Below are 20,050 nucleotides of genomic sequence, written 5' to 3' on the forward strand. Positions count from 1 at the left end.
GATGACACAAAACAACATCTACATCAACCGCGAGCTCAGCTGGCTTGATTTCAATAAGCGTGTGCTGGCGTTGAGCAAGGACAAGACGGTTCCTCTTGCGGAACAGATGAAGTTTGCGGCAATTTACGGCAGCAATCTGGATGAGTTTTTTATGGTTCGTGTGGGTTCGCTGTATGACCGCACGCTGCTGAAAAATGAGATTACCGAAAACAAGACCAACATGACGGCAGCTCAGCAACTGGCAGCGATTATGCCTAAAACAGCCCTGCTGCAGGATCAGTGCGACAAATACGTGGCAAAGCTGCGGGATAATCTGGCTCAGATCGGTTATCGGAAGATTGATTTTGAGAAGCTGGACAAAGAGGACGAAAAATTCTGGAAAAAGTATTTCCAGAGCGAGCTGTTTCCTGTGCTGTCTCCGCAGATTATCGATCATCGGCACCCGTTCCCGTTCCTGCGCAATCAGGAAATTTACTTATGTGCTACACTGAAGGCGAAAGGCGATGCGAATCTGTCCTTTGGCCTGATTCCCATTGGCAGCCAGTTTGAGCGTGTGCTGTACCTGAAGAAGGATGATGCGCTGTATTACGGCCTGGTGGAAGAGCTGATCTACCACTATGCGGAGCTGGTTTTCCCGATTCTTCAGAAAAAGTGCCTGTTCCGGGTAACCCGAAACGCGGATATCGATGTGAAGGAGGGCATGTTCGATCAGGACATTGACTACCGGCAGGTTATGAGCGAGCTGCTGAAGAAGCGCCGTAAGCTGGCCGCAGTTCGCATCCAGTTCTGGAACCAGCCCCCGCAGGAAGTGAAAAACTATCTGTGCGAAAAACTGGTTCTGCCTGCGCAGCAGTGCTTCAACCAGAGCAGCCCTCTGGATCTTTCCTACTGCTTTAAGCTCACAGCTCGGCTGCAGAATGAAGGCCACAGCGAGCTGTTCTATGCTCCGGCAAAGCCGATGCAGGCACCTCATGGCTATAAGCTGAGCGAGGCAGTGCAGAAAAATGATGTGTTGATTGCCTACCCCTATCAGAGCATGCGCCCCTTCATCAAGATGCTGATGGCGGCGGCCTTTGATCCGGAGGTTATCTCCATCAAGATGACTCTGTATCGTATGGCGCGGGATTCCCAGATTGTGCAGGCCCTGATAGCCGCGGCGGAAAATGGCAAAGAGGTCGTAGCGGTGGTGGAGCTGCGTGCCCGTTTTGATGAGCAGAACAACATTGACTGGTCCAAACAGCTGGAAGAGGCTGGCTGTACGGTGCTGTACGGTCTGGATGACTACAAGGTTCATTCCAAGCTGACCCTGATTACCCGCCGCACCAAGGACGGTTATCGTTACACCACCCAGATCGGTACCGGCAACTACAACGAAAAGACCAGTGAGCAGTATACCGATCTTTCCTACGTGACCACCCGCACGGAAATTGGTGAAGAAGCATCGGCTGTGTTCAACAACCTGGCGGTAGAACGGCTCACAAACAATACCAAATATCTGCTGGTGGCTCCGCTGTGCTTTAAGAGCGTTCTGCTGGAGGAGATGGATCGGGAGATTCAGAAGGCCAAGGAGGGTAAGCCTGCCCGCATTATCCTGAAGAATAACTCGGTCAGCGATAAAAACGTGATCGAAAAGCTGTCCGAGGCGTCCTGTGCAGGCGTTTCGGTAGATATGATCGTGCGTGGCATCTGCTGCGTGACCGCCGGGGTACCCGGCAGCACAGACAATCTGCGAATCCGGAGCATTGTGGGGCGGTATCTGGAGCACTCCCGTATCTACTGCTTTGGCGACGGTGACGACATGCGTGTCTATATTGCTTCCGGCGACTTCCTCACCCGCAATACCGAACGCCGGGTAGAGGTTGGCTTGAAGGTGCCGGATCGGGCACTGGCCAACAAGCTGCGCCAAATTCTGGAGCTTCAGTTGAGCGACAATGTAAATGCCCGGGAGATGAAGCCGGATGGAAGCTATTCCAAGGTAAAGGCAGAGCCGGGTGCACCTCGCGTGGACAGCCAGATGGCCCTGTATGATCTGTTCCGGGATAGCTTTGTACTGCCGGTAGCGCCGACAGTGCAGGCACCTGCGCCGAAAACTGGTCTGCTGCAAAAGATCGCCAACCTTCTGCATGGCAATAAGTAAAATTACATTTCATTCCCCCGTCGGGATGCGCTTGCATCCGGGCGGGGGATTTTTTTGCAGAGAAGAGGGCTATCCCGGCGGGAAATGGAATAGAAATGCAATAGTGTTCTTGCCGCAGAAAAAAGGAGGATCGCCCATGTGGAATGTGGAAACAAACGAGACAATGCCCCCGGTGCTTGCCAGCCGACAGGAAGTAGAGCAGCTGCTGCGCCCGCCGATTCAGAGGCAGAACCCGGAACGGAAGAATCCGGTTCTTACGTTACAGATTTTGATCTGTGGTTTGATTTTGCTTTGTGTTGTTGCCGTCCGCACGATTTCGCCACCCCTCTATGAGACGTTTCAGGCCGGTTACCGGCAGCTGCGCTATCAGGGAATTGCTCTGTCCGGAGAGGAGGAGCTGGTGAAATTTGCAAGTGCAGCAGTTCGGGATTTGAGTGTACAGGCCATGGAGACAATGCAACGACTTTCCGGGGAAAATACACTGACTTTAGGGTATGGCGCTGGGGGATGGAGTCGCCGGGCAGCGCCGGAAGGGAACTCTCTGGAAACGTTGGTGCCAGGAAATACGCTTTCTCTGCCCGTTCGCGGGTATACCGTCACATCCGATTATGGCTGGCGCAGTGACCCTTTTACCGGAAAGGCAGATTTTCACACCGGAATTGATCTGGCGGTGGCAGAGGGAACCGGCATTCACCCGGCATGGAGTGGTATTGTACAGAAGAGCGCATGGAATGCCTCTTATGGGAATTATGTACAGGTTCTTCACGAAAATGGTCTGGTAACCCGCTATTGCCACATGCAGTATATTTTTGTGCGGCAGGGGCAGCGGGTAACTCTGGATGATGTGTTGGGTACCGTGGGGCAGACCGGGGCGGCCACCGGCCCGCATCTGCATTTTGAATTGTTCTGCAATGATGTGCGCTATGATCCCGCAAAGGCACTGGAGGCAGGCGTTTGATCCGGCTGCGACAGCCGGAATTGATGCTGCTGGGCCTGTGGTTTGGACTGACGCACGATCATCTGGGAATTCTGCGAATCAGCTTCCTGTGTTCACTGCTTCACGAGAGCGGGCATATTGCGGCGTGGATCCTTTTCACCGGGATGCTTCCGGTGCTGGAGCTTTCGCCCGGTGGAATCGGACTGTGTCTGGGTACTGTGCAGCTTTCGCCCCGGAGAGAAGGAATCCTTGCTGCAGCAGGCCCGGCGGTCAACCTGATGGCAGCAGGGGCAGCATACCTGTGGATGCAGCAGAGTGCCAGTTACTGGGGGTGGTTCTTTTTGGGAACCAACCTTCTGGTGGGCGGATTTAACCTGCTTCCGGTGGGGCCACTGGACGGCAAACGGATCTGGAACAATTTCTTCGGCGGATAAATTGCATTTCCCGCGCAAATCGGTTACAATGAACTGTAACATTCAAATTGCAAAGGAATGAAGCAAGTGTTTGATCCGAAATTAAAGGAGGCCCTGGCCCGGGTGCAGAAGCCCGGCCGCTATACCGGCGGTGAGCCCGGGTGCATCATAAAAAACAAGGAAGACGTGGATCTCCGGTTTGCGTTCTGCTTTCCGGATACCTATGAGGTGGGCATGTCCTTTCTGGGCATGAAGATCCTGTATGAGCTGCTGAACGAGCGCCCCAACTGGTGGTGTGAGCGTGCCTTCATGCCCTGGCTGGATATGAAGCAGGAGATGGAACGCCTGCACATCCCCACTTATGCGCTGGAAAGCAAGGATCCGCTGACGGCATTCGATATTGTGGGCTTTACCCTGCAATACGAGCTGTCCTACACCAACATTCTGGCCATGCTGGATCTGGCGGGAATTCCGCTGTACAGCAAGGACCGGGACGAAAGCTGGCCTTTGGTGGTAGCCGGCGGCCCCTGCGTGTGCAACGCCGAGCCCATTGCCGACTTCATTGACATGATGATGCTGGGCGAGGGTGAGCTGCAGCTGCCCGAGGTGTGTGCCACTGTGGAGCAGGCCAAGAAGGAAGGCATCAGCAAGAAGGAACTGCTGCGTCGTCTGGCTAAGATCGAAGGCTGCTATGTGCCGTCCTTCTACGATGTGAGCTACAAAGAGGATGGCCGCATTCAGGCCATCACCCCCAATGAGGACTGCGCCCCGGCGGTGATTCACAAGGCAATCATCAAGGATATGAATACCCAGAAGCTGCCCACCAATTTCGTGGTGCCCATGGTGGGTGCGGTGCACGACCGCGCCCAGATCGAGGTGCTGCGCGGCTGTGTGCGCGGCTGCCGCTTCTGCCAGGCGGGCTTCATCTACCGGCCCATGCGTCAGCGTGATGCCCAGCTGCTGAACCGCGCCGCACAGGATCTGTGCGCCAATACCGGCTATGAGGAGATCAGCCTGACCAGTCTGTCCACTTCGGACCACAGCCAGCTGGAGACCCTGCTGGACGATATGGCCCCCTGGACGGAAAAGGAACATGTGAGCATTTCGCTGCCCTCGCTGCGCATTGACAACTTCACCGAAAGCCTGATTGAAAAGACCACCAAGGTACGCAAGAGCGGTCTGACCTTCGCTCCGGAGGCGGGTACACAGCGCCTGCGGGATGTAATCAATAAAAACATCACCTGGGACGAGATCGAAAAAACCTGCACGCTGGCCTTTAACGCAGGCTACACTTCAGTAAAGCTGTACTTTATGATGGGCCTGCCCACCGAGACGCTGGAGGACATTGAGGGTATCGCCAAAACCGCTCAGCAGATCGTGGAGCTGTATTACGCCAACCCCAACAAGCCCAAGGGCCGCGGGGCGCAGGTGACCATCAGCTGCGCCTGTTTCGTGCCCAAGCCTCACACTCCCTTCCAGTTTGTTCCTCAGGACACTGAACAGATGCTGCGGGAAAAGCAGCAGCATCTGCTGCACAGCGTTCACAGCAAGAAGATTCATGTGAACTATCACGACAGCAAGACCAGTTTCCTGGAGGCTGTGTTCGCCAAGGGCGACCGGCGGCTGGCTCCTGTGATCGAGGCTGCTTATCGCAAGGGCTGCTTCTTCGACGGCTGGGACGAGTGCTTCCAGTACGATACCTGGCTGGAGACCTTCCGGGAATTCAATATGGACACCGCTTTTTATGCCAACCGGTTCATTGAACTGGACGAGCTCACTCCCTGGAGTCATCTGGACTACGGTGTGAGCCATGAGTTCCTGGTGCGGGAATACAAAAAAGCCACCATGGCGCAGACCACGCAGCCCTGCAACCGGGTATGCAGCGCCTGTGGTGCAAATAAACTGTTGGGAGGTGCCTGCTTTGACTACAGTAAGGATCTGGTTCACTAAGACAGGGGAGGCATCCTACATTTCTCTGCTGGATCTGCAGCGTGTCATGCAGAGATCCATCAAGCGCAGCGGAATTCCGGTGTGGTACACCATGGGCTTCAACCCCCATATCTATATGACCTTTGCCAATCCTCTGCCTCTGGGACAGGAGAGTCTGGTGGAGAGCGTGGATGTGAAAACCGAGCTGGAGCAGGTACCGCTGGAGGACTGGCGGCAGGCTCTGGACCGGGTAATGCCTCTGGGCATCAAGGTGACCCGCGTCACGCTGCCCCAGTACAAGGCGGAAAAGATCAGCTTTGCGCGTTATCAGCTGCGCATGCCGCTGAGCGCACAGGCCAGTGTGGATGCATACAATCAGTTGGAAACCGCCGTGATTCAGAAAAAGACCAAGCGCGGCCACAAGGAGATTGACCTGAAGCAGGCACTACCCCGCATTGAGACCGAACAGAAGGAGAATGAACTGCAGGCAGAGCTGCTGCTGACTGCGGGTGAGGGAAACAATCTGAATCCTTCGCTCTGGCTGAATTTCATGCAGGAGCACTGCGGGCTCAATCCCACCGACGTTTCGGTGCTGCGCACCGCACTTTTACTGGAAGATCAGACGGATTTTCGGTAAAAAAGCCTTGCAAAAGCAAACAGGCTATGATACAATATTCAGGCGTTAGTGTTCGCTGGCTCCAACCAGCGGGGTTAATGTATATCATTAAAACAGGCGGTCCTCTGCTGTGCGGCCATTTGCACGGGTACGAACGTCGATAAAAATGGAGGATTTTACAATGGACGCAATGAAGATTATCACCGAGGGCATGATCAAAGAGAACCAGCCCAAGTTCGAAGTCGGCGACACCGTTCGCGTGTCCGTTCGCATCAAGGAAGGCGAGCGTGAGCGTATCCAGGCCTTCGAGGGCACTGTGATCGCCAAGAAGCATGGCGGCGTGGCTGAGACCTTTACCGTTCGCCGTTCTTCCTACGGCGTTGGCGTGGAGCGCGTGTTCCCCGTGAACTCCCCCTTCGTTGAGAAGGTTGAGGTTGTTCGCTGCGGTAAGGTTCGCCGTGCGAAGCTGTTCTACCTGCGTAGCCGCACCGGTAAGGCTGCCAAGGTTAAGGAGCAGATCTGATAATCGACAAAAAAGGGGCAATTTATATTGCCCCTTTTTTCGTTATATGATAAAATGTGAAATACGTTCTGTAAATCCCTGGAAAGAGGGTGTATCCAATGGAAGAAAAACGTTTTCGCAAAAATGTGGATCTGCTGGACTGGTACGACGCTCTTGTGTTTGCGTTGGCGGCTCTGGTTCTGATTTTTGCGTTTTGTGTTCGTGTGGTGGTGGTGGATGGTCATTCTATGGAGCCCACGCTCCATGAACAGGATCGTCTGCTGGTGCAGAGCACCTTTTACAAGCCCCAGCGCGGAGATGTGGTTGTGGTAGATGGCTACATTAATTACGGAAAACCGCTGGTCAAACGTGTGATTGCCGTAGGTGGTGATACGGTGGATATTGATGAGGAACAGGGAATCGTTTATGTGAATGGCGAAGCTCTGGACGAGCCCTATACCGCCGAACCTACCTATACCGAAGGCAATATCGGATTTCCTCTGACTGTGCCGGAAGGCCAGCTGTTTCTGATGGGCGATAACCGTCAGCATTCCACCGACAGCCGCTTTGTGAGCGTGGGCCTGATTGATGAACGGGATATCCTGGGTAAGGTGCTGTGGCGCATCTTCCCCCTGAACGCATTTGGGAGGATCAAATGAGTAACGATATGATCAACCGCCGCAACATCCAGTGGTTCCCCGGTCACATGATGAAGACCCTGCGGCTGATGGAAGCGAATATTAAGAATGTGGATGCGGTTCTACAGCTGCTGGATGCCCGCATTCCCATGAGCAGCCTGAACCCGGAGATTCAGCGGATCACCGAGCAGAAACCCCGTCTGTATGTGATGAACAAGGCGGATCTGGCGGACCCGGCGCTGACAGCTGCCTGGGTGAAATATTTCCGGGATTCCGGCGCCGGATGTGTCGCCATCAGCGCCAAGCAGAAGGGCAGTGCCGCGCAGGTGCGCACGGCCATCGAAAAGGAGCTGGAAGATCTGATTGCCCGCCGGGCTATCAAGGGTATGGGCGGCGCCCGCATCCGGGTCATGGTAGTGGGCATCCCCAATGTGGGCAAGTCCACCTTTATCAATAACTTTGCAGGGCAGGTGCGCGCCAAGGCGGCGGACCGTCCGGGCGTGACCCGCGGCAAGCAGTGGGTTACCGTGGGCAATTACGACCTGTTGGACATGCCCGGTGTGCTGTGGAAAAAGTTCGACAGTCTGGAAACCGCTACCAATCTGGCGTTTATCGGTTCCATCAAGGACGATATTCTGGACATTGAAGAACTGGCCATGGGTCTGCTCAGTCAGATGCAGAAAATCTATCCGGAAAAGCTGGCAGAGCGTTACAAGCTCAGCGAAGAGCAGCTGCAGCTGGGCCCCTGGGAGCTGCTGGAGGCCATCGGCCGCAAGCGCGGTATGCTGATCAGCGGCGGTGAAGTGAACACTGAGCGTGCGGCAATTATGCTGGTGGATGAGTTCCGCGCCAGCAAGTGGGGCCGTATTACGCTGGAAAAGCCCTATCAGATGGAGCAGGCTCAGGAGCAAGAGGTGCAGGAATGAACGCATTGTATGAATTTGACGAGCAGCTCCGCCGGGAAAAAGGTGTTTTCTGCGGTGTGGACGAGGCAGGTCGCGGCCCACTGTGTGGCCCGGTCTGCTGTGCGGCTGTCATTCTGGATCCGGAAAATCCCATTGAGGGAATTAACGATTCCAAAAAGCTCAGTGAGAAAAAACGGGAACAGCTGTTTGATGTGATTCGGGAAAAAGCTCTGGCATACAGCATTGTGATGGTGGAGCCTGCCGTGATCGACGAAAAAAACATTTTGTGGGCTACCATGGGTGGAATGCGCCAGGCGGTGGAAGAGCTTTCCATCCGGCCGGAGTATGTTCTGGTGGATGGCAACCGCGTTCCGCCGGAGCTTTCCATTCCGGCGGGCGCTCAGGTGAAAGGAGATGCCACCAGCGCCAGCATCGGCGCGGCATCCATTCTTGCCAAGGTCAGCCGGGATCGGTTCATGCTGGAGCTGGATCGGCAGTATCCTCAGTATCAGCTGGCAAAACACAAAGGATACCCCACCAAGCTGCATTATGAACTGATTCAGCAATACGGCATCCAGCCCTTTTATCGCCGGTCTTTTTTGAAAAAACTGGGGTATTGAGGATGAATGCCCAGGATACGGGCCGTCGCGGCGAAGCTGCTGCCGCCCGTTATTACATGAACCGCGGCTACAAACTGCTGGATCACAACTATAAAACCCGTCAGGGTGAACTGGATCTGGTTCTGCAAAAGGGTGAGCTTGTGGTCATTGCGGAAGTGAAAACCCGTGCGGAAAATGCCTGGTACCGGCCGCAGGAGGCAGTAACCCGGGCAAAGCAGCGGCGAATTTTGCTGGCTGCACAATCTTATCTGCAAACCAACGGATTGCTGGAAAAAATGATCCGATTTGACGTGGTGGAGGCACTGACTCTGCCCCAGGGCGGTTTTGCAATACACTGCATTCGAGATGCCTTTCAGGCGTGAGACTGCAGATCCACAGAAAAGAAAGGGGACAACTACCATGCAATTTTTCAGTACGCGGAACGCGGGCAGCCGGGTATCGGCGGCTCAGGCCATCGTTCAGGGCCTTTCTTCCGAGGGCGGTCTTTTTGTGCCGGAATCCTTCCCTCAGGCGGATCTGAAAACTGCCTGTGAGAAGAGCAGCTATGCGGAGCTGGCTGCCTATGTACTTGGTCTTGTCCTTCCCGGTTACCCGCAGGAGTTTGTGTCTGAGGCTACGGAAAAGACCTACGGCGCGGCATTTCAGGGCAAAGCCGGCTATCTGCATCCGGTGAACAGTGACCTGTATTCGCTGGAGCTGTGGCATGGCCCCACCTGTGCCTTCAAGGATTATGCACTCCAGATCATGCCGAAACTTCTGGTCAAGGGTAAGGAGCTGCTGGGACGCAGCGAGCTGACCTATATTCTGGTGGCGACCTCCGGCGATACCGGCAAGGCAGCTCTGGCCGGTTATCAGGATGTTCCCGGTGTGAAAATTGCGGTGTTTTATCCCTCTCACGGCACCAGTCAGGTGCAGCGCCTGCAGATGACCACCCAGCAGGGCGATAATGTGGCGGTGTATGCGGTGAACGGCAACTTCGACGATGCGCAGACCGGTGTGAAAAAGGTCTTTGCGGATCAGGAGCTGGGCCAACAGCTGGCCGGGCAGAATGTATGGCTGTCCAGCGCAAACTCCATCAACTGGGGGCGTCTGGCGCCTCAGATTGTGTACTACTTTGCCGCTTACCGGCAGCTGCTGGAGCAGGGCCGCATTCAGAAGGGCGACGCGGTAGATTTCTGCGTGCCCACCGGTAACTTTGGTGATATCCTGGCTGGCTATTATGCCAAGCGGATGGGCCTGCCTGTAGGCCGGCTTGTCTGCGCGTCCAACCGGAACAATGTGCTCACTGAGTTTTTGAAAACCGGTCATTACGATGCCCGCCGCACCTTCTACCGTACCACCTCGCCCTCCATGGATATTCTGGTTTCCTCCAATCTGGAGCGTCTGCTGTACCATGTGTGCGAGGACACCGAAAAGGTAAGCGGATGGATGGAGCAGCTGCGTACCCAGGGCCACTATCAGGTGGATGAGCAGTGCCTGAAGAAGATTCAGGAGATCTTCTCCGCAGGCTGCACAGATGACGAGCAGGCTGCTGAGGAGATCAGCGCCATGTTCCACGGTAATCAGTATCTGTGTGATCCCCACACAGCGGTGGCTTTCCGTGTAGCGCAGGAATACAAGAATGAAACCTCTTCCGGTGCACCCATGGTGGTATTGTCCACCGCCAGCCCCTTCAAGTTCCCCGGCGATGTGCTGGAGGCTTTGGGCCAGCCGGTGCCGGAGGATGAGTTTGAGGCGATGCGGCAGCTTGCTGCACACACCAGCGCCCCTGTACCGCAGGCGCTTGCATCTCTGCAGGGGCAGAAGGAACACTTTGACCGGGTGATCGAACCGGAACAGATCCGCGAGATTGCCCAAAGCCTGTAAAAAAGCAGCAGTGCCGCTTCGCATATTTGCCGAAGCAGCACTGCTGTTTCCCGGAGCGGAAAATTCTGATCTGTCAGATTTCCGCAAAGGTATCACATTTGGTTTTGCCCGGGTCGTCGGAGCAACGGTTCACATGGATGGAATCGGCGGTGCAGCAGCACGAGCCGTCATTGTGAACACAGTTGCGTACATCACAGCAGACTCCCCGAATGACAGGTTCTTTGTGTTCCATTTTCAAAACCTCCTTTGTGAGGTTATTGTTTGCCGGATCGACAGGAATATGAGGAGAAATATATGGCAATTTACACGATTGGGGATCTGCACCTGTCGCTGGGATGCGAAAAGCCCATGGATATTTTTCCGGGCTGGCAGGGCTACATGGAAAAGCTGGAGCGGCACTGGAATACTTTGGTGCGCCCGGAGGATACGGTTGTGCTGGCGGGTGATACCAGTTGGGCCATGAAGCTGGAGGATACCGTTGCGGACTTTTCCTTTTTGCAGCGTCTGCCCGGCCAGAAGCTTCTTTTGAAGGGTAACCATGATTACTGGTGGACGACGGTGAAAAAGATGGAACGCTTTTTGCAGGAAAACGGATTCGACAGTCTGCACATTCTGCATAACAACTCCATTCTGGCCGAGGGGTTGGCCGTTTGTGGTACTCGCAGCTGGATGTTTGATGTGGGGGAAGCCCACGACGAAAAGGTGATGAACCGGGAACTGGGCCGACTGCGCGCCAGTCTGGATGCAGCGCAGGAAGGAGCCGAACGGGTAGCATTTCTGCATTATCCGCCGGTATACCAAAATGCCAACGCCCAGCAGGTAATCGATCTGCTGAAGGAATACAATGTAAAACGCTGCTTTTATGGACATTTGCATGGCAATGCGATCCGATTTGCAGTGCAGGGAATGGTGGATGGCATCGAATATCGCCTGATTTCAGCAGATGCACTGGCATTTTGCCCATATAAAATTTAACGAAAGTATGGAAATTCCATGCACAGCATGGTATAATAAATTGAATTTCTTTGTATGGAGGAAATAAAATGAATCTCGTAAAAAGTGAAAAGCTCGAAAAGAGCATGCATGAGTTACAGTTTTCGGTGGATGCCGAGGCTTTTAAGGCTGCCATTGACAAGGCGTTCAAGCGCGAAGGCAAGAAGTACAACGTGCCCGGCTTCCGCAAGGGCCACGCTCCCCGCGCTGTGATCGAAAAGATGTATGGCGCTGATATCTTCCACTACGATGCCATCAATGATCTGTTCCCCGAGGCTTTTGAGGCTGCGGTGAAGGAAGCCGGCATCGAGCCCGTGGGCCGCCCCGAGGCCGACGTTGTTTCCCAGAGCCTGGAGGACGGCGTAGTGCTGAAGGTGGTTGTGGCTGTGAAGCCCGAGATCAAGCTGGGCCAGTACACCGGTTTAAAGGCCACCAAGAAGGTCAATACTGTTGAGGACGCTGATGTGGATGCCGAGCTGGCCCGCATGCAGGACCGCAACGGCCGCATCGTTACCCGCGATGGCAAGGCTGAGAATGGCGATACCGCTGATATCGACTTCGAGGGCTTTGTGGATGGCGTCGCCTTTGAGGGCGGCAAGGCTGAGCATTACAGCCTGGTTCTGGGTTCCGGCAGCTTTATCCCCGGTTTCGAGGAGCAGGTTGTTGGCCACGCTGCCGGCGAGGAGTTCGACGTGAACGTGACCTTCCCTGAGGAGTACCAGGCCAAGGAGCTGGCTGGCAAGGCTGCTGTGTTCAAGATCAAGCTGCACGAGGTAAAGACCAAGGAGCTGCCTCTGCTGGATGACGAGTTTGCCAAGGACGTGAGCGAGTTCGATACTCTGGATGAGCTGAAGGCCAACATCCGCAAGGGTATGGAGGAGCAGAACGAGAAGCAGGCTGCTCTGGCTGTGGAGAACGATCTGGTTGATCAGGTAATCGGTACCATCGAGGGCGATATCCCCGAGGTAATGTACGAGAACCGTATGGACGAGATGGTTCGAGACTTCGAGTACCGTCTGGCTCAGCAGGGCCTGAAGCTGGATATGTACCTGCAGTACATGGGTCAGACCATGGACAGCTTCCGTGCTTCCTTCAAGGAGCAGGCTGAGAAGCAGGTTAAGATCCGTCTGGCTCTGGAGGCTGTTGCTGCCGCTGAGAACATCACTGCCAGCGACGAGGAGTACGAGAACGAGATGCAGCGCATTGCCGATCAGTACAAGATGGAGATCGACAAGGTGAAGTCTCTGGTCAATGCCGACGAGGTGAAGAAGGATCTGGCTGTGAACAAGGCCATCGACTTCATCAAGGAGAAGGCTGAGATCACCGAGGAGAAGGTTAGCAAGGAGTAATTCCTGCAGAATCTTTCCCCTTACATAAGCGGAATCAATCTGACCGATACGCGCAATGTGACTGCTCGTATCGGTCATTTTGCAGGCGCTTGATTTTATCAACAGGAGGCGACGAATCATGAGTTTGGTTCCTTACGTCATTGAACAAACCGCTCGAGGTGAGCGTTCTTACGACATTTTTTCCCGTTTGCTGAACGACCGCATCATTATGCTGTGCGATGAGGTAAACGACACCACCGCCAGTCTGGTTGTGGCTCAGCTGCTGTATCTGGAAGGCCAGGATCCGGACAAAGATATCAGCCTGTACATCAACAGCCCCGGTGGCTCCATCAGTGCAGGTATGGCCATCCATGATACGATGAAATACATCAAGTGTGATGTTTCCACCATCTGCATGGGCATGGCTGCCTCCATGGGCGCGTTTTTGCTGGCCAGTGGCACCAAGGGCAAGCGCCTGGCTCTGCCCAATGCCGAGATCATGATCCATCAGCCGTTGATGAGCGGTCTGCAGGGTCAGACCACTGACATTAAGATCCACGCGGATCATCTGGTGCGCACTCGTGAGCGTATGAACCGTATGCTTAGCGAATATACCGGCCAGCCTTATGAGACCATTGTGGCGGATACCGAACGCGACAACTTCCTGTCTGCGCAGCAGGCTGCAGATTATGGCCTGATCGACGCAGTGATCACTCATCGATAAAGGAAAGCTGATTGTATGGCAAATATCAACTCCGGAAAAGATAAGGAAAAAACACTCCATTGCAGTTTCTGCGGCAAAAGTCAGGACGAAGTGGAGCGCATGATCATTGGCCCGGGCGTAAACATCTGTAATGAGTGCATCACCCTGTGCCACTCGCTGCTGGATGAAGAGGGCGTGCCGGAGCCGCCGCGTCAGCAGCAGCCGACTGCCAAGCCCCGGGGCGGAGCAAGCCGCCCGGCTGCCACGGAATCCATCAATATTCTGACTCCTGCCGAAATCAAGGCAGGCCTGGATCAGTATGTGATTGGTCAGGATGATGCAAAGCGCGTGTTGGCGGTTTCGGTTTACAACCACTACAAGCGCATTCTCAGTGGCGACGATAAGGACGTGGAGCTGCAGAAGAGCAATGTTCTGCTGCTTGGTCCTTCCGGCGTGGGTAAAACTCTGCTGGCGCAAACCCTGGCCAAGATGCTGGGCGTTCCCTTTGCAATTGCGGATGCTACCACTTTGACTGAGGCTGGCTATGTGGGTGAGGATGTGGAGAACATCCTTCTGAAGCTGATTCAGGCTGCGGATTTCGATATCCAGAAGGCGGAGATCGGCATCATTTACATCGACGAGATCGATAAGATCACCCGCAAGAGCGAAAACCCCTCTATTACCCGCGATGTGGGTGGCGAGGGTGTACAGCAGGCCCTGCTGAAAATTCTGGAAGGTACTGTGAGTAACGTTCCTCCTCAGGGTGGCCGTAAGCATCCTCAGCAGGAGTTCATTCAGATCAATACCAAGAACATTCTGTTCATCTGCGGCGGTGCCTTCGATGGCCTGGAGAAATATATCCAGCGCCGTACCGAGACTTCGGTTCTGGGCTTCGGCGGTCAGCTGAAGAGCAGTGAGGAGAAGGAGCGGGAGGCCCTGCTGCGCAAGGTAGAACCTCATGACCTGGTTAAGTTCGGCCTGATTCCCGAGCTGATTGGTCGTATTCCCGTGATTACCGTTCTGGAAGCACTGGATGAGGAAGCTCTGGTACGGGTTCTGAAAGAGCCCAAGAACAGCATCGTGAAGCAGTATCAGGCACTGTTCAAGATGGACAATGTGGATCTGGACTTTACCGATGACGCTCTGCGTATGGTGGCCCGCAAGACCATTGAGCGTAAGAGCGGTGCACGCGGTCTGCGCAGCGTGATGGAAAACATGCTGATTCCCATCATGTACGAGATTCCCAGCGATCCCACCATTATCCGGGTGACGATTACCGAGGATACGGTGAACGGCGGCAAGCCGGAGCTGGAATACGGTGCGGTGCGTAAACGTTACAAAAATAATATGCCGATCCTGTGATCGACTGAAATGCCAAAAGGGGTTCTCTGTTTTCAAGAGGGCCCCTTTGGTGCATTCATCCCCCGGATGTTCACAGGGGATTACTTGAATTAACTCTACTTTTTGTGTATAATATAAAGTCAAATACACTATATTGATCCGTCTCTTTTTTAAAGAGACAACAGGAGGTTCCTGGATATGTCTGAGCGTGTGAAGATAAAAGTGGAGCATAATGTGGAGCGCCTGCCCGCCATTGCGCTGCGCGGATTGGTGCTGTTTCCTAATAATGTTGTACATTTTGAAGTAGGCCGTGCAAAAAGCATTGCAGCCATTGAGTGGGCTATGGCCAACAGCAGCCCGATTTTTCTGATTGCCCAACGGGATATGGAAACGGAAGATCCCACTACGGATGACCTGTACAAACATGGTGTGGTAGCGGAAATCAAGCAGATTCTGCGAGTATCCGACGAGCTGGTCAAGGTGCTGGTGGAAGGCAAGAGCCGGGCACGCCTGCTTGCAGTGGAAAGCAACGAGCAGATGATGGTAGCTTCCATCAAGCCGGCGCCCGTACGAGGCGTAAAGGCGGAGAAAAGTGTGGAGGCTGAAGCGCTGGTTCGCAGTCTGAAGGGTCTGTTTGAGGAGTACCTCACCCTGAACAGCCGCTTGTCCAAGGATGTGGTCTATAATATTGTAACCAACAACGATCCGGTATTTTTAAGCGAATATATTCCGGCCAATCTGCTGTTCAAATACCAGGATAAGCAGGCGATTCTGGACGAAGGCACCCTGATGGGGCGTTTGCAGAAGCTGGTAGATCTGCTTAAGCGGGAGAATCAGGTTCTGGCCATTGAGCAGGACATCCACGAGCGTGTGAATGACCAGATGGACAAAAACCAGCGGGATTACTATCTGCGTGAGCAGATGCGAGTGATTGCGCAGGAGCTGGATGAAGAGGAGGATACCCGCTTTGAGGCGGATCGCTATCGCCAGCAGATGGAAGCGCTGAACCTGCCTCAGGAAGCAGTGGAGAAGCTGGACAAGGAGATTGACCGGCTGAGCCGTATGCCCGGTAACAGCCAGGAAGCGGCGGTAATTCGCACCTATCTGGATACCTGCCTGGGTCTGCCCTGGGGCCAGTACACAGTGGACGATCTGGATATCCGCCGGGCTGAGAATATTCTCAATAAGGAGCATTATGGTCTGAAGAAGGTCAAGGACCGCATTCTGGAGATTCTGGCAGTGCGTAAGCTCAATCCGGAACTGAAGGGGCAGATCATCTGTCTGGTAGGCCCTCCGGGTGTGGGTAAGACCTCCATCGCCCGTTCCATTGCCACCTGCATCGGGCGCAAATACGCCCGGATGAGCCTGGGCGGCGTACGGGACGAAGCGGAGATTCGTGGCCACAGAAGAACCTACATTGGGGCAATGCCCGGCAAGATCATCAGCGCCATCAATACAGCCAAAAGCATGAATCCGCTGCTGCTGCTGGACGAGATCGACAAGCTGGCCAGTGATTTCCGGGGCGATCCCGCAGCGGCATTGCTGGAAGCCCTGGATCCGGAGCAGAACAAGACCTTCCGCGATCATTATCTGGATATTCCCTTTGATCTGAGTCAGGTTCTGTTCATCACCACTGCGAACAATCTGGATACCATTCCGGCTCCTCTTCTGGACCGTATGGATGTGATTGAGCTGCCCAGCTATACCCGCGTGGAAAAGTTCAACATCGCCAAGCGGCATCTGCTGCCCAAACAGCTGAAGAGCAATGGGATGGAGGGAATGGTCACCATCACCAACAGCGGCCTGTATGGTCTGATTGATGGTTATACCCGCGAGGCAGGTGTGCGGCGTCTGGAGCGCCGAATCGCAGAGGTATTGCGTAAGTGTGCCCGTCAGATTGCCAGCGGTGAAGCGGAAAAGATTTCGATTGGCGCCGCAGATCTGGAAGGTCTGCTCGGACCCCGCCGGGTAAAACCGGATTTCTATAACCGAACTAACGCGGTGGGCATTGCCAACGGTTTGGCCTGGACCAGTGTGGGCGGTGAGATTCTGCCCATTGAGGTACTGGTTATTCCGGATGGAACCGGGAAAATTGAATTGACCGGTTCTCTGGGCGATGTAATGAAGGAGAGCGCCAAGCTGGCGGTAAGCTATGTACGGGTGCACGGTGCCGAGTATCACATTGACCCGGCGGTTCTCAAAAAAGCGGATATTCACATCCATGCACCGGAGGGAGCAGTTCCCAAGGACGGACCTTCCGCTGGTGTTACGCTTACCACTGCGCTGGTTTCCTGTCTGTCCGGTATGGCAGTGCGGGCTGATGTGGCAATGACCGGAGAGATTACTCTCCATGGCAATGTGCTGCCCATTGGCGGGCTGAAGGAAAAGAGCATGGCTGCTTATCGGGAAGGAATCAAGACGGTTCTGATTCCCAAGGATAATGTGAGCGATCTGTTTGAAGTGGATGATGAAGTGAAGAAAGCGGTTGAGTTCCTGCCCATGAGCAATCTGGAGCAGGTGCTGAAAGCTGCTTTGGTGTGGCCGAAGGCTTCGGAAAAAAAGAGCCGTTCGAAAAAAGCGGCGGCACCCATTGCAGGCGGGGATCGAAAGGATCCGCTGGAAAATGTGGTGCAGCAGTAAGGAGAGAATGTGCAAATGCTGAATTACAACAAGGCGGATTTTCAGGCGTCCTATGGTTTATCCAGCCAGTTGCCGGACAGTGATCGGCCGGAGTTTGTGTTTTCCGGCCGATCCAATGTGGGAAAATCCAGCCTGATCAATAAGCTGTGCAACCGGAAGAATCTGGCGCGGGTGAGTGCTACCCCGGGCAAAACCGCCACCATCAATTTCTACACGGTGGATAATGCCTATTTTGTGGATTTGCCGGGGTATGGATATGCCAAGGTATCCAATGCCGATCGCCGTCGTTGGGATGAACTGATTAACAGCTACTTTGATGCAGAGCGTAACCGCATGCTGCTTGTACAGCTGCTGGACAGCCGCCATATGCCTTCCGCAGATGATATGCAGATGCTGGAGTACCTGCAATATCGCCAGATTCCCTTTGTGGTGGCGCTCACCAAGGCGGATAAGCTGAAGAAAAGTGAGATCGAGCCCACAAAGCAGCGGTTTGCGGAGCTTTGTGAAGGATATGGATGCAGTGCTGTTATCCTGACCAGCAGTGAGAAGGGAACCGGCATTCCGGAGTTGCAGGCTCTGTTTGAGCAATGCCTTCAGCAGGGGGAAACAGCGGATGGCGTATAATGAGTTTGCCTACTTCTATGATGAGCTGAATGGCGCGGCGGACTACGATGCGCTTTATCTGTATGTGAAAAGCCAGTTGGAGCAGAACGGCATTCATGATGGCATCGTAGTGGATTTGGGATGCGGTACCGGCGAATTGACGCTGATGCTTACCCAGGCAGGCTACGATATGATTGGTGTGGACCAGTCGGAAGAGATGTTAGCCGTCTTGCGGGAAAAAGCTGACGAGCTGGAGATTTCGGAACGGCTGCTTCTGTTGCGGCAGGATATTCTGCATCTGGATTTGTATGGCACCATTCGTGCAGCGATCTCCACCTTTGATACCTATAATCACATTGGCCCTCGGGAGAATTTTGAGAAGGCCATCGAAAAAGCAGCTTTTTTCATGGAAAAGGACGGCGTGTTCCTGTTTGATTTGAATACGCCCTACAAGCATCGGGAGATTCTTGCCGACAATGTGTTCGATCTGGAAGGGCCTGATGCCACCTGTTGCTGGACCAATCATTACGATGAGCAGGAGCAGGCGGTGAGCATCCGGATTGGAATTCATTATCTGGATACCGATGAACGCTTTGAAGAGAATTTTAAGGAATATACCTATCCGCTGGATTATGTGGAAGAGGTACTTCAGCGTTACGGCTTCCGCGTGGAAAAGGTATGTGATGGAGAAACGTTTGGCCCGCTTACAGAGGAGAGCCAGAGGTATATTATCACGGCAATCAAACAATATACACAAATGGAGAAATGATAGTTATGGGAAATATGATTCGCGGCATTTCGGAGAATGGCGGCGTGATCTTCTGCGGAGTTGATTCCACCAATCTGGTACGCACCATGGAGCAGATCCACAAAACCAGCGCAGTGACCAGCGCAGCATTGGGCCGTTTGCTGACAGCAGCATCCATCATGGGGATTATGCTGAAGAACAGCAAGGATTCCGTCACTCTGCGAGTAAATGGCGGAGGCCCGGCGGGTACCGTTCTGGCAGTGGCAGACGGCATGGGCTGTGTAAAAGGTTATGTGGAACATCCTGTGGTGGAGATCCCTCTGCGCCCGGATGGAAAGCTGAATGTGGGCGGCGCAGTGGGCCGGGATGGTACCCTGAGCATTGTGCGTGATCTGGGCCTGAAAGAGCCTTATGTGGGGCAGATTCCACTGGTTTCCGGCGAGATTGCAGAGGATATTACCAGCTATTATGCAACCAGTGAGCAAATTCCTACGGTATGCGCACTGGGTGTTCTGGTGGATCCTGACCTGACTATTTCCTGCGCCGGTGGTTATCTGCTTCAGCTGCTGCCCGGTGCCACTGAGGAAGAAATCACCATGCTGGAAAAGAACATTGCAAATGTTCCCAGTGTGACCACTTTGCTGCAACAGGACAAAACCATGAAGGATATTATGGAAATGGTTATGCAGGGATTTGATCCACAGGTTCTGGACGAGTATGATGTGGAATACCGTTGCGATTGCACTGAGCAGCGTGTGGAACGCGCACTGATCAGCATGGGGCGCGCCGAACTGGAAAAGCTGGCTGCAGAGGAACCGGTAGTAGAGGTAAACTGTCAGTTCTGCGATAAGAAGTATCACGTGGATGTGAATAAGCTCCTGAAGAGTCTGGACTGATTCTCGGGTATTTGAAGGCCCCGCCGGGGACATAAACGCGGCCCGGCGGGGTAAAATAAAAATGTGAAAATATTTTTCAAAAACCTGTTGACAAAACAAGGAATCTGCGGTAAAATAAACAACGTCGCTGAGAGACAGCGACACAAAAACCACATCGTTAAGCGGCTTTAGCTCATCTGGTAGAGCGCCACCTTGCCAAGGTGGAGGTAGCGAGTTCGAGCCTCGTAAGCCGCTC

20 protein-coding genes and 1 tRNA gene are annotated in these 20,050 nt (G+C 54.0%); 20 read left to right on the forward strand and 1 reads right to left on the reverse strand.

Features of this window, described 5'->3' with window-relative positions; genetic code table 11:
- The first annotated feature begins 1 nt into the window (after position 1).
- The 11 genes from ppk1 to thrC all read left to right on the forward strand — a co-directional run bounded on the left by ppk1 (position 2) and on the right by thrC (position 10,563).
- Positions 2 to 2,137 (forward strand): polyphosphate kinase 1, encoded by a 2,136-nt coding sequence (gene ppk1, locus ACESYO_RS03810; RefSeq protein ID WP_373209573.1) that lies wholly within the window; start codon positions 2 to 4, stop codon positions 2,135 to 2,137.
- Entirely contained in the window at positions 2,124 to 3,095 is a 972-nt protein-coding gene (locus tag ACESYO_RS03815) for a M23 family metallopeptidase (protein ID WP_373209526.1), read from the forward strand. Before ppk1 ends, ACESYO_RS03815 begins: the two co-directional genes overlap by 14 nt.
- Positions 3,092 to 3,508, forward strand: a complete 417-nt coding sequence (locus ACESYO_RS03820; protein WP_276870152.1) for a zinc metalloprotease — start codon at positions 3,092 to 3,094, stop codon at positions 3,506 to 3,508. Before ACESYO_RS03815 ends, ACESYO_RS03820 begins: the two co-directional genes overlap by 4 nt.
- A 57-nt stretch (positions 3,509 to 3,565) precedes the next feature.
- Positions 3,566 to 5,437 (forward strand): TIGR03960 family B12-binding radical SAM protein, encoded by a 1,872-nt coding sequence (locus ACESYO_RS03825; RefSeq protein WP_283127896.1) that lies wholly within the window; start codon positions 3,566 to 3,568, stop codon positions 5,435 to 5,437.
- Positions 5,409 to 6,053 carry a TIGR03936 family radical SAM-associated protein gene (locus ACESYO_RS03830; RefSeq protein ID WP_058962953.1) on the forward strand — a complete coding sequence of 215 codons (645 nt, stop codon included), beginning with the start codon at positions 5,409 to 5,411 and terminating at the stop codon, positions 6,051 to 6,053. Before ACESYO_RS03825 ends, ACESYO_RS03830 begins: the two co-directional genes overlap by 29 nt.
- Positions 6,054 to 6,213: 160 nt before the next feature.
- Positions 6,214 to 6,555, forward strand: coding sequence for a 50S ribosomal protein L19 (gene rplS / locus ACESYO_RS03835; RefSeq protein ID WP_058962954.1), 342 nt, complete (start codon positions 6,214 to 6,216; stop codon positions 6,553 to 6,555).
- Between the two features lie 98 nt (positions 6,556 to 6,653).
- A complete protein-coding gene (gene lepB / locus ACESYO_RS03840) occupies positions 6,654 to 7,193 on the forward strand; it encodes a signal peptidase I (protein ID WP_058962955.1) in 540 nt (179 codons plus the stop codon).
- Entirely contained in the window at positions 7,190 to 8,098 is a 909-nt protein-coding gene (ylqF, locus tag ACESYO_RS03845; RefSeq protein ID WP_058962956.1) for a ribosome biogenesis GTPase YlqF, read from the forward strand. Before lepB ends, ylqF begins: the two co-directional genes overlap by 4 nt.
- The gene (gene rnhB, locus ACESYO_RS03850) at positions 8,095 to 8,697 is read left to right on the forward strand and encodes a ribonuclease HII (RefSeq protein WP_058962957.1); all 603 of its coding nucleotides are present in this window, start codon (positions 8,095 to 8,097) and stop codon (positions 8,695 to 8,697) included. The genes ylqF and rnhB overlap by 4 nt, the downstream gene beginning before the upstream one ends.
- Before the next feature lie 2 nt (positions 8,698 to 8,699).
- Complete coding sequence (locus ACESYO_RS03855; protein ID WP_373209525.1) at positions 8,700 to 9,059, forward strand: YraN family protein; 360 nt, start codon at positions 8,700 to 8,702, stop codon at positions 9,057 to 9,059.
- A gap of 37 nt (positions 9,060 to 9,096) precedes the next feature.
- Entirely contained in the window at positions 9,097 to 10,563 is a 1,467-nt protein-coding gene (gene thrC, locus ACESYO_RS03860) for a threonine synthase (RefSeq protein ID WP_283127893.1), read from the forward strand.
- A gap of 73 nt (positions 10,564 to 10,636) precedes the next feature.
- Here the strand turns inward: thrC and ACESYO_RS03865 are convergent, their stop codons facing one another.
- Positions 10,637 to 10,795 carry a DUF1540 domain-containing protein gene (locus ACESYO_RS03865; protein ID WP_087181463.1) on the reverse strand — a complete coding sequence of 53 codons (159 nt, stop codon included), beginning with the start codon at positions 10,793 to 10,795 and terminating at the stop codon, positions 10,637 to 10,639.
- Between the two features lie 62 nt (positions 10,796 to 10,857).
- On the opposite strand from ACESYO_RS03865, the gene ACESYO_RS03870 reads away from it, so the two are divergent.
- The 9 genes from ACESYO_RS03870 to ACESYO_RS03910 all read left to right on the forward strand — a co-directional run bounded on the left by ACESYO_RS03870 (position 10,858) and on the right by ACESYO_RS03910 (position 20,049).
- Complete coding sequence (locus ACESYO_RS03870) at positions 10,858 to 11,538, forward strand: metallophosphoesterase (protein ID WP_283127892.1); 681 nt, start codon at positions 10,858 to 10,860, stop codon at positions 11,536 to 11,538.
- 68 nt (positions 11,539 to 11,606) lie between these two features.
- A complete protein-coding gene (tig, locus tag ACESYO_RS03875; protein ID WP_058962961.1) occupies positions 11,607 to 12,905 on the forward strand; it encodes a trigger factor in 1,299 nt (432 codons plus the stop codon).
- A 118-nt stretch (positions 12,906 to 13,023) separates the two neighbouring features.
- Entirely contained in the window at positions 13,024 to 13,608 is a 585-nt protein-coding gene (locus tag ACESYO_RS03880; RefSeq protein WP_058962962.1) for an ATP-dependent Clp protease proteolytic subunit, read from the forward strand.
- 15 nt (positions 13,609 to 13,623) lie between these two features.
- A complete protein-coding gene (gene clpX, locus ACESYO_RS03885) occupies positions 13,624 to 14,949 on the forward strand; it encodes an ATP-dependent Clp protease ATP-binding subunit ClpX (protein WP_058962963.1) in 1,326 nt (441 codons plus the stop codon).
- 177 nt (positions 14,950 to 15,126) lie between these two features.
- On the forward strand, positions 15,127 to 17,568 hold the full coding sequence (lon, locus tag ACESYO_RS03890) for an endopeptidase La (protein WP_058962964.1): 2,442 nt from the start codon (positions 15,127 to 15,129) through the stop codon (positions 17,566 to 17,568).
- Between the two features lie 18 nt (positions 17,569 to 17,586).
- A complete protein-coding gene (gene yihA / locus ACESYO_RS03895) occupies positions 17,587 to 18,192 on the forward strand; it encodes a ribosome biogenesis GTP-binding protein YihA/YsxC (RefSeq protein WP_058963083.1) in 606 nt (201 codons plus the stop codon).
- Entirely contained in the window at positions 18,182 to 18,940 is a 759-nt protein-coding gene (locus tag ACESYO_RS03900; RefSeq protein ID WP_276870169.1) for a class I SAM-dependent DNA methyltransferase, read from the forward strand. The genes yihA and ACESYO_RS03900 overlap by 11 nt, the downstream gene beginning before the upstream one ends.
- A gap of 5 nt (positions 18,941 to 18,945) precedes the next feature.
- Positions 18,946 to 19,815 (forward strand): Hsp33 family molecular chaperone HslO, encoded by an 870-nt coding sequence (gene hslO, locus ACESYO_RS03905; protein WP_276870171.1) that lies wholly within the window; start codon positions 18,946 to 18,948, stop codon positions 19,813 to 19,815.
- Positions 19,816 to 19,976: 161 nt separating this feature from the next.
- Positions 19,977 to 20,049: transfer RNA gene (locus tag ACESYO_RS03910), tRNA-Gly, on the forward strand.
- Position 20,050 lies beyond the last annotated feature (1 nt).

It is taken from the genome of Allofournierella massiliensis (assembly GCF_964241245.1).
GTDB classification, from domain to species: domain Bacteria; phylum Bacillota; class Clostridia; order Oscillospirales; family Ruminococcaceae; genus Allofournierella; species Allofournierella massiliensis.